This is a genomic window from Geminicoccus sp. (assembly GCF_036263595.1).
In the GTDB taxonomy this organism is placed as follows: domain Bacteria; phylum Pseudomonadota; class Alphaproteobacteria; order Geminicoccales; family Geminicoccaceae; genus Geminicoccus.
Genome location: NZ_DATAGQ010000047.1, coordinates 29,139 through 39,095, shown reverse-complemented (window position 1 = coordinate 39,095; position 9,957 = coordinate 29,139). Strand labels below are relative to the sequence as shown.

8 protein-coding genes are annotated in these 9,957 nt (G+C 64.2%); all 8 read right to left on the bottom strand.

Features of this window, described 5'->3' with window-relative positions:
* Positions 1-399 precede the first annotated feature (399 nt).
* The 8 genes from VHL31_RS03960 to VHL31_RS03925 all read right to left on the bottom strand — a co-directional run bounded on the left by VHL31_RS03960 (position 400) and on the right by VHL31_RS03925 (position 9,956).
* Complete coding sequence (locus tag VHL31_RS03960; protein WP_329659908.1) at positions 400-3,042, bottom strand: PAS domain S-box protein; 2,643 nt, start codon at positions 3,040-3,042, stop codon at positions 400-402.
* A gap of 150 nt (positions 3,043-3,192) precedes the next feature.
* Positions 3,193-3,846, bottom strand: a complete 654-nt coding sequence (locus VHL31_RS03955; RefSeq protein ID WP_329659907.1) for a chemotaxis protein CheX — start codon at positions 3,844-3,846, stop codon at positions 3,193-3,195.
* Positions 3,843-4,226 carry a response regulator transcription factor gene (locus VHL31_RS03950; protein WP_329659906.1) on the bottom strand — a complete coding sequence of 128 codons (384 nt, stop codon included), beginning with the start codon at positions 4,224-4,226 and terminating at the stop codon, positions 3,843-3,845. Before VHL31_RS03950 ends, VHL31_RS03955 begins: the two co-directional genes overlap by 4 nt.
* 92 nt (positions 4,227-4,318) lie before the next feature.
* Positions 4,319-4,558, bottom strand: coding sequence for a hypothetical protein (locus VHL31_RS03945; protein WP_329659905.1), 240 nt, complete (start codon positions 4,556-4,558; stop codon positions 4,319-4,321).
* Positions 4,555-6,522: a chemotaxis protein CheA gene (locus VHL31_RS03940; RefSeq protein WP_329659904.1), complete on the bottom strand. Its 1,968-nt coding sequence runs from the start codon at positions 6,520-6,522 to the stop codon at positions 4,555-4,557. The genes VHL31_RS03945 and VHL31_RS03940 overlap by 4 nt, the downstream gene beginning before the upstream one ends.
* On the bottom strand, positions 6,515-7,378 hold the full coding sequence (locus tag VHL31_RS03935) for a CheR family methyltransferase (protein ID WP_329659903.1): 864 nt from the start codon (positions 7,376-7,378) through the stop codon (positions 6,515-6,517). Before VHL31_RS03935 ends, VHL31_RS03940 begins: the two co-directional genes overlap by 8 nt.
* Positions 7,375-8,487, bottom strand: coding sequence for a chemotaxis-specific protein-glutamate methyltransferase CheB (cheB, locus tag VHL31_RS03930; protein ID WP_329659902.1), 1,113 nt, complete (start codon positions 8,485-8,487; stop codon positions 7,375-7,377). The genes VHL31_RS03935 and cheB overlap by 4 nt, the downstream gene beginning before the upstream one ends.
* A complete protein-coding gene (locus tag VHL31_RS03925; RefSeq protein ID WP_329659901.1) occupies positions 8,484-9,956 on the bottom strand; it encodes a chemotaxis protein CheW in 1,473 nt (490 codons plus the stop codon). Before VHL31_RS03925 ends, cheB begins: the two co-directional genes overlap by 4 nt.
* Position 9,957 lies beyond the last annotated feature (1 nt).

Below are 9,957 nucleotides of genomic sequence, written 5' to 3'. Positions count from 1 at the left end.
GGGCATGGACCCGGATCGGCCAGCGTAGCGGGCGCGCTCCACCGGACCCACGTCCGCCCCAACGTCCTCGTCCATCCTCCACCTCCTTGCAGTCCTCTACCTGCAATGCGGTGTCTCAAAGAACTGTAGGCCGGGAGATCACCGACCGGATCATGCACCGCCGGCATGCGAGCAAGCACCAGCCGAATCTCCGCCGGCTCCTGCAGGGATCGAATCGAGCGTCAGCTGACGCTCGATGGCACTGTGAGATGAACCTCGCCAGCACGTCTTCGCATGGCCAGACCCTTACGAGGCGCACAAGCTCATCATCAATGCCGTCCGCAGACCGGCCTCAGGATTGCAAGCGCTGGGTCAGCGTTAACGCTTAAGTGCGTTGGAATCGCCAGCAGCATGCAGCCACTACGTACGCGCCAGCGCAGTAGCAACGGCAGCTTCCAGCTCTTCAATCTTGAATGGCTTGCGCAGCACGGTGGTGCCTACGCCGACACCGTCAATTTCGGCAGTGTCAGCGTAGCCGCTCGCAAATATGATCGGCAAATCTGGCCGTTTGTCCCGTGCAGCGGTTGCGACCTGAGCACCGTTCATGCCAGGCATGGCGAAGTCCACCAACAAGAGGTCCGGAACGAAGTCATCCAGTGCCGTCAATGCAGCACTTCCATCCGCCGCCTCGACGACGCGGTAGCCCAGCGCGGTCAACGAACTGGTGAGGAAGCATCGGACGTCTTGATCATCGTCGACGACCAGCACCGTCGCGGAACCGGCTGCTGCACGGTCAGCGCCGGCATGGTCACCTTGTATGGGGGTGGCTGTGGTAAGTTCAGCCAAGCACAGAACAAGAGAGACGGTCGTTCCATGGCCAACTGTGCTCGTGATCCGCGTGGAGCCACCGGCTTGGCGCACCATGCCATAAACTTGGCTCAAGCCCAGTCCGGTGCCCTTGCCCACGCCTTTGGTCGTAAAGAAGGGGTCGAATGCGCGCGCCAGTACCTCAGGCGACATCCCGACCCCGTTGTCGATGATTCGCAGCTCGAGATAGTCCCCGGGCGCCAGCTCGGCATCATGGGCGATCGAGCAGAGCCGCGTTTCGATCGTGAGACTGCCGCCCTCCGGCATGGCGTCACGTGCGTTGATCGCGAGATTCAACACCGCCATCTCAAGCTGCGTCGGATCAGCGAAAACCCCGACCCCGTCATCCATGAGATCCAGGTTCACGCGTACCATGTGACCGAGCGTGCGCTTGAGCATGTCCTCCAGGCCGCGAAGGAGCGCGCCCACGGCTACCGGCCGAAGTTCCAGTTTCTGGGCGCGGGAAAAGGCAAGAAGCTGCGCGGTCAGCTTGGCACCACGTTCAGCCGCCTGCAGCCCGTTCTCGGCCCACCGGCGCACCCGGTCGGGATTCTCTGGCTTACGGCGAATGAGGTTCAGGTTGCCGTACACTACCTGAAGAAGATTATTGAAGTCGTGAGCGATGCCGCCCGTCAGCTGGCCCATCGCCTCCATCTTCTGTGCTTGGCCCAACTGCTCCTCCGCTCGTCGGAGGTCCTCCGTCCGCGCCTTCACCTCGGTGACGTCACGCCCATAGGCAAAGACGAGCCCATCCTCATGCGAGGTGTGCCAGGACGTCCAACGTGAGCTTCCGTCCTTGTGCAGGTATCGGGTCTCGAAGTTTGTCAGCCCACGGCCCTGAACGACAGTTTCCAGAGCGGCACGGGTCATTCCAGCGTCATCGGGATGAACGAGATCGAGAACGTGCCGTCCGATCAGGTCGCCCGGCCGATGACCAAGAACCGCTGTCCATGAAGGACTGACGGACCGGAAGACTCCGTCTTCGCCCAAGACTGCCAACAGGTCGCGCGAATTGTTCCACACACGGTCTCGCTCTTTCGTCCGTTCCCGGACCCGAGACTCCAGCGTCTCGGCAAACTGGCGCAGCTTCTCCTCGGCCTCCTTCGCCGCCGTCACGTCATAAATGACACCGATGAATCTCACCCCCAGGATGTGGCCGTCGTCGCGACGCTCACCTCGCCGTCCAAGCCAGCGGATCTCTCCCGTTTCCGGCTGAACAACACGGAATTCCTGGTAGGAAGACTCCCCGACCCGATTGTCGTCCGGGCCGCCTATGAGGGGTGGATCATCCGGGTGGACTACGGAGTTGATGGTCCGCACTGGTAGAGCTTCGCTCGTGTGCAGGCCCAGCAACCGGCAGAACTGTTCGGAGACCACGACAGTCCCGAACCCGCTCACGTACTCGAACGTTCCCACTCCACCGGCGGTCTGGATGATGCGCAGTTGCTCCTCGACCCGCTTCTGCTCCGTGATGTCGGTGAGGATACCTTCGAACCGAACAAGCTTCTGGTCGTGGTCGCGCCCGGTCTTCCCTCTCGCGGAGACCCACCGGACGGAACCATCCGGGTTGATGATGCGGTAGTCCTTCGAGAAGATATCTGCACCGTGCATGATGCCAGCCACAGCGATCCGGAGACGCATCCGGTCGGCCGGATGGACCGGATCGAAGAAGGCCTGCGTCGGCAGCCCGCTTGCAGCGGCGCTCGCAGAAATTCCATAGAGTTCGGCAAAGCGGGCATCGGCATAGAGCCTCTCACCTGGAACGTCCCATTCCCAGGCACCCGCCGCCCGGGCCACGGCCTTCGCGCGACGGGCACGCTCGGTCGCCGCGTCCGGCTGTTCATGGACTCCGCGAAATCGAGGCTCGGCGTCTTTCTTGTCCTGCTCGGCCGTCAGGTCGGCGTGCATGGTCAAATGAAAGGCTGTAGCGCCCGCCTCGCTGATGAGCGGCATGACGTGCAGCCTGTTCCAGAAGACCTCACCATTCTTCCTCACGCTTTGGAGGTCGTTCGTGATCGAGCGGCCCTCCGTCAGGGCCGCCTCGATCGAGGCGACGGCGCCGGGGTCGGCCTCGGATGACTGCAGAAAACGCCAGCTGCGCCCCAGCACTTCCTCGCGGCGGTAGCCGGTGACCTGCTCGAACGCGGCATTGACGAAGATCAAGGGATTATCCGGTGCTCGATGATCGGTGATCATGATCGCGTGGCCGGACCGGGTAAGGCAGTCCAAGAGCGGCCCATCGGTCGAACGGACCTCCCGCAGCGCTACCGCAAAAGGATCATCGGCGTCGGGTCTGGTACCCCTCTCCGTCACCAATCCTCCCGCATTTGCGAACGACGTTCTGGTTCAGTTCGCACGAGTAGCACTTTCCGGGCCGACGATGCGCTCGATGAACTCCCCGACCAGTACCTTCAAGGCCTCCAAAGATGGCAGATCCATGATCATGGCGATGTAGCCCCGAATGTCGCGTTCACTAATCGCAAAGTTGATATAAAGGAACAATACGACCCCACTGTCTGCGGACAGTGCCGATGCATCGAAGAGATGTTTGCCATCGCCCCGTACCAGCCGAGGCAAGGACACGGTGAGAGGCTTCCGAAGGATGTTTGCAATAGTCGCCAGACAGCCGTTGAGCACGATGTTGCCGGTTTCCAGAAGGGCTTCCTCCTCCATCTCCCGGACTTCGTCGCTCGAAAGTTCCCCACCGGTGACGGCACGTACGAGTTCAAGGCTATTGGCTTCTGGGAAGATGAGAAGTGCCCGACCGGAGAAGGCGCCCTCGAATTCCTGCCGCACCGCAATCAGTTGATCACTTTCCCGTTCACGGATGAGTGCCGCCGCCAGCTTGCGCCCGACGACTTCGAGCGAGGGCACGGAAAGAAAAACCTGCTCGCCGACCATCTTCCGAAGGCTGGCGGCAGCCCGGCTCACGCCGATGTTCACCAGCTCGGTGAGTGCATCGCGCTCAAGCTCTTCCAACGTGATGACCGTCTCGGTCATCTGCGCGCCGAACGGAGCTTGAGGGCCGCACCGGACAGGAAGCCACGGAAGCCTTCTTCGGTGACCGGCTTGCTCACGAAGGCGATGTTCGCCGCTCGTGCGCGCGCGATCACCTCGTCCTGGATATTGGCCGTAGCCAGTGCCATCGGCATCTCGGGAAAGCGCTGCCGGACATGCTCGGCCAGTTCCAGACCGTTTCGGCCGGGCATGTTGAAGTCTAGGATCGCGACGTCGATACCTCCGTTCTCCAGCAGGGCAAGCGCCTGATCGGCATTGGCGGCCTCGACGCGGATCCAGTCCGGCTGCAAGGCGGCTACCGCCTTGCCCACCACGATGCGTGCAAGCTTGCTGTCATCGACGATCAGAACCTTGGTTTCCATGTTTCCCCCAACTCCGATGCGGCGATCGGAGCGTGGCAATCCTGCTTGCCTCGCACAAGCTCGTCGCTTTCTGCTACGCCATCGGTTGTCGCTCAAGACGCCAGCAAGGACGGAAGGATCCGGTCGCGGATGAAGGGATCCTTGCACTGGCCGCGGATCGGAGGGCGAAACGCCAGCAGGACCTGCAGGACGGCACCGTGCAGCTGACGGCACTCGGTGAGATCGACCGACCGCTGCGCTCCTGCCTGTACCAGGACAAGCAACGCCTCCGCCTCTTCGACCTGGCAGGCTCCCTCCAGATGGATCACGTCGTTCACGAGCCGCACAGTCATCCGACCAGGTCCGCAAGATCCAGCACCATCATCACCTGACCATTGCCGAGGATGGTGGTTCCCAGCACCCCTGGCATGGACGACAGCAGGCCTGTCATCGGCCGCAGCAAGACATCCATGTGGCCGCCGAAAGCATCGACGCTGATTCCTATCAGATCTCGGCCAGCGCGTATGACCAAGGCATTCTGGTCCTTCCCGTCCGTCCTTGCACGCGGGATGTGCAGGAGATCATCCAGATGCAGCAGCGGGACAACCTGATCCCGTAGGACGAACACCCGGCCCGCCCGCACGGACAGGAGTTGATCCGCGGCGACCCTTACCGTCTCCACGACCATATCCATGGGCACACCGTAGGTCTCACCGGCGCAGGAGACCATCAGAACCTTCGTCAGGACCAAGTTCAGCGGCAGGGTCAGCCGGACGGTTGTGCCGAGGCCAGGCTTGCTCGTTAGCGAGACCTTTCCGCCCAGCCTCCCGATCATGGTCCGAACCGCATCCATGCCAACACCGCGTCCGGACAGCTCCGTCACCTCGTGAGCGGTCGAGAAGCCCGGCATGAAGATGAGGTCGAGCACCTCGTCGTCGCGAAGCGCTCCGAGCGCTTCGCTGGTCATGACCGACCTGTCGGCAGCGACCTGCCGGATCATCGCCGGATCGATGCCGCGGCCGTCATCCTCCACCGCAATCACGACGTGATCGCCTGACTGTCGGACAGCCAGCCTGAGCGAGGCGCGCAGGGGCTTGCCCACAAGACGGCGCTGCTCGGCCGGCTCCACACCGTGATCCACGGCGTTGCGAAGCAGGTGGGTGAGTGGCTCGAAGAGCCCGTCCAGGACAGACTTGTCGATCTCGACCTCGTCGCCTTCCACCGTGAGGTCGACATCCTTGCCCAGATGCACCGCCATTTCCCGCACCAGACGTGGAAGGCGCCGCAGCAATGGCGTGACAGGCACCAGCCGCACGCCCACCACGGCTCGGTGCAGCATGCCGACCAGTCTGTCGATGGCGACATGGCGGCTGGCCAATGCCTCGGCTGTGGCCCGCGATTCAGGCCGGGCGGCGACCTGTGCCACCAGCTCGGCCAGGCAGTTCTTCACGACGACGAGTTCCCCCACGATGCCTACGAGGACATCGATCCGGCTGACTTCCACCCGCAGGGTCCGGCTCGCGCCCGCAGGACCGGCTTGCTTCGCTTGGCCTTCATCGGTGCGCTCGGCCGCCATCGTGAGCTGAAGGATCTGCGTCTGATCGGGGACGAACCGGAAGGCGGCCTTGACCTCGTCCAGCGGTGCCCCTGAAAGCAGCTCGATGACGAGATAGCAGGTAAATGGATCATAGTTCGCCAGTGCCGGACGATCGGCGCGCAAGCCTACGTGCAAGGCAATCAGGCTGGGAGCGCGTCCGGCGATCTCAACCGGGTCGTCCCCATTGAAGTAGCAGGCCGGATCGGGGACATAGCGCACCGCCACCATCGGCTGGCCACCCAACGGCGCATCGTCAGGCCGCATGGCGAGCAGCTTCTGGATCCAGGCTTCGTCGCCGGAGGCCGCGTTGACGGCAGAGGTCACCTGCGTCGCGCGATGATCCAGGCGGCCCCGCAGCATCGCCACCAGACGTTCGGCCGCGCTCCCGGCGTCGTCCGGAAGAGTGCCAGCGCTGGCAATCGCCGCCAGCCAGCGGTCAGTTTGGCCCATCGCGCTGACCAGATCGTCGACCGCATCGCGATCCACCGCCCGCCGCCCTGCGCGGAAGGCACCCAGCAGATCTTCGGCCGCGTGCAAGAGCAGCCCCATGGGCGGGTAGTCGAACAGGCCCGCCGAACCCTTGAGGGTGTGGACTGCACGGAACGCGCTATCGATCAGGAACGAATCGTCCGGCCGCCGTTCGAGAGCCAGCAATGCCTCGCCGGCCTGCTGCACCAGTTCGGGCCCTTCGATCAGGAACTGCTCGAGAAGCTCATCCATCAGCGGGATCGACCGGTCGTTGGTAGACGATCGCGTCGTCGAAGCGCCGCATGTTGAACCGGTCGGTGATCCGCATCATCGATTCGGAATGGCCCAGGCAGACGAAGCCGCCGGGGTTGAGCTGGCTGAACAGGTTCCTGGCAGCGAGCCGGCGCGAGACGTCGTCGAAATAGATCAGGACGTTGCGGCAGAAAATGATGTCGAAGCTTCCATTGCTGGCCATCGAGACCGCATCGATCAGGTTGACGCTGGTGAAAGTCACCGATTCCCGCAGATCGTCGATGAGCTGCCGCCGTTCCTGCCTTTGTTCGAAGTAGGCATCGACCACGTTCTTGGGGAGGCGCGACAAGGCCCGCTCGCCGTACTGGCCGGCGCGCGCTTCGCTCAGGACGCGGGTGTCGATGTCAGACCCCACGATCTCGACGTTGTAGGCATCGACCATTTGCCAGTTCTCGAGCAGCCAGATCGCAATCGAATACGCTTCCTCGCCCGTCGAGCAGGGTACCGACCAGATCCGGATCTTGTCGCCCGGTCCGCGGCTTTTGACGATCTCGGGAAGCAGGCTGCGGCTCAGGCAGCGAAGCTGATGCTCTTCACGGTAGAAGTAGGTTTCATTGACCGTGAACCGGTTGATCAACTGCTCGGTCTCGGCGCGACTGCCGCGCAGATAGGAGAAATAGGCGGAGAACGAGGAGGCCCCGGTCTCTGCCATGCGTTCCACGAGACGGCGGTTGATGTAGTAGCGCTTGGCTTCGCCGAACAGCATGCCGGTCTCGCTATAGACGAAATCGCAGAGCCGCTGCAGGTCCGCGGGGCTGAGGAAATCCGGCTCCTCTGGCACGGCGGGTCCACTCATCGGACCGGCACCAGGTCCAGCAGGCGGGCGGCGATCTCCTGGAGCGGAACTATGAACTCGGCGCCGCCCGCCCGCACCAACTCGCCAGGCATGCCCCAGACCACTGCCGTTTCTTCGGCTTCAGCGATGGTGCGCCCTCCGGCCCGACGAAGCTCGGTCATGCCGGCCGCGCCATCGTTGCCCATGCCCGTCATCAGGATGCCGATCAGGCGCTGCGCCCCGATCTGCTCGATCGCGCTCGTCACCAAACGGTCGGCGCTTGGGTGCCAGCGATGCTCGGGTTTGGCGGGTGCGGGAACCGCCGTGAGCCCCGCTGGCCGCAGGCCGACAATCAGGTCGGCCTCGCCCCTGCCGATATAGACGTGGCCGGGTGCCAGCGGGATCGGACGGGACACCTCGAGCACGGTCAGGGCACAGAGCCTGTCCAGGCGTCGGGCCAAGGGACCGGTGAAGCTCGCCGGCATGTGCTGCGCCACGAGGATCGGCCGCGGAAAATTGGCTGGCAGCGGTGCCAGCAGGGCATCCAAGGCCGGTGGTCCGCCGGTGGAAGTTCCTACCACCACCGCACCCTCGAACGGCCCGGCCAGCGGCGGTGGTTCGGCTGGCGGTGGTGCACCCGCCGGCGCCAAGCGAGCTGGGCGCCCCGGCGCTGACCTCATGCCGAGCTCGCCTCTGCGCAGCCGCAAGCGCTCGGCCAGACGATGCGCCTTTGGAAGACGTGCCTGCGCGGCCGCACGGACCTTCTCGATCAGCTGAGGTCCGAGCACGTCCATCTTCAGCGAGATGGCACCCCCGGGCTTGGGGATGAAGTCCACGGCACCGAGGCCGATGGCCTCCAGCGTCACCTCCGCACCCGCCTCGGTCATGGCGGAGACCATGACGACCGGGCATGGACGCTCGACCATGATCCGGTCGAGACAACTGAGCCCGTCCATCTCCGGCATGTGGACGTCCAGGGTGATGACGTCGGGCTTGAAGACGTTCAGCTCGCCGAGGGCTTCGACGCCATTGCGGGCATAGGCAATCTCGAATCCGCCAGCGGCGGCGAACAGGTCGCCCAACAGCCGGCGCATCAGGGCAGAATCATCGACGATGAGCAGACGTGTCACGATTCGGCGACGCCAGCGTCATTGAGCGCCGCCAGCAGATCGCGCTCCGCACGGTTCAGGAGTTCTTGCGGATCGACCAGCAGGATGATGCGTCCATCGACGTCGAGGTTGGCGATGCGGTCGAACAGGCGCCCGCCATCGGCCGCCAGGTCCGGCGTCGGCCGTAGCTGATCGGCCGGAAGGTTCAGGATCTCCGACACGCCATCGACGATGAACCCCGCCTGGCGATCGCCGATCGTGGTCACGATCACCCGCCGGCGGCTCGCGTCGCCCTTCCCTGTCACACCGAAACGGCGCCGTTGCTCGATGATCGGCAGCACCTTGCCGCGATGGTTCATCACGCCCTCGATGAAGCCCGGAGCCCGAGGAACCCGGGTCAGCGTCGCCGGCAGACGCAGCACCTCGTCCACGGCAGCCACCGGCAGCCCGTATTCTTCCTGGCCGAGCCGAAACACCACGACCTGCTCGCGTGCTCCATCATTGGAGCTCATGGTCGTCTCCAGTCCCATCTGACGTCCATCGGCGACAACATGGGCCACCGTGTCATCGCGGAACAAGCGCTCGGCCGACAGGATCGACACGAGACCAGTCTTGTCCTGCAGCCGGCAGATGGACCGGATCTGCGCCTCCCCTTGCCCTCGGTTCAGCACCGCCGGCACAGGCCCGATCGATTCCGGCGAAGTCCGCAGAATCGCCTGCAGGCGATCAACCACGAGGCCGACCCTCGCATCCCCAATCCTCACGACGACCACGCGGGCGTCCCGGTCTAGCGTTGCGCGCGCGAAGCCCAGCAGGATGCGCAGCGAGACCACAGGCAGCAGGGTCTGGCGCAAGGACACCAAGCCCATGATCGCCTCGTCGGTTCGCGGCATGGCCGCGACATGCGGCGGAAGGACCAGGACCTCTTGAACCTCCTCGATCGGCAGCGCGTAGGACTGGCCGCCGAGCTCGAAGGTCAGGAAGACCACTTCCTCGGCCGCGCGCTTTGGAGCATCGACGGCCGCCGCCTCCATTTTGGCCCTTCGACCACGCTGCCCCAGCGCCGCAAACTCCCGCCGGAGCAGACTGCTCAGGTCGACCGCCCGCAGGGTATCATCGCCCTGCATATAGAGCTGGCCAAAACCCTGGTGCACCTCCACCGCTTCTTGAGAGAATGCCGGCAGCCGGGTCAGCGAGCCGACCTCGTCCACGGCCAAGCCCAACGGCTCCTCCAGCTCCAGCATAAGAAGCCGGGACGCGGCCGTTGCGGGCGCTTCCTCCTGTCCCAGCAGCTTGGCCAGGGAAATGACAGGCACCACCGCACCGCGGAGGCTCGCCACGCCGATGAGGCTTGCTGGCGCATGTGGAACGCGCGTGATCTTCGGCCGCCTGAAAACTTCGGCGACGTCACCAGCCCGCGCGGCGAAGCGCGCCGTTCCGATGCGGAAGGTCAGCGCCTGATGCTCGTCCGCAGACAGCGGCTCCGCCAAG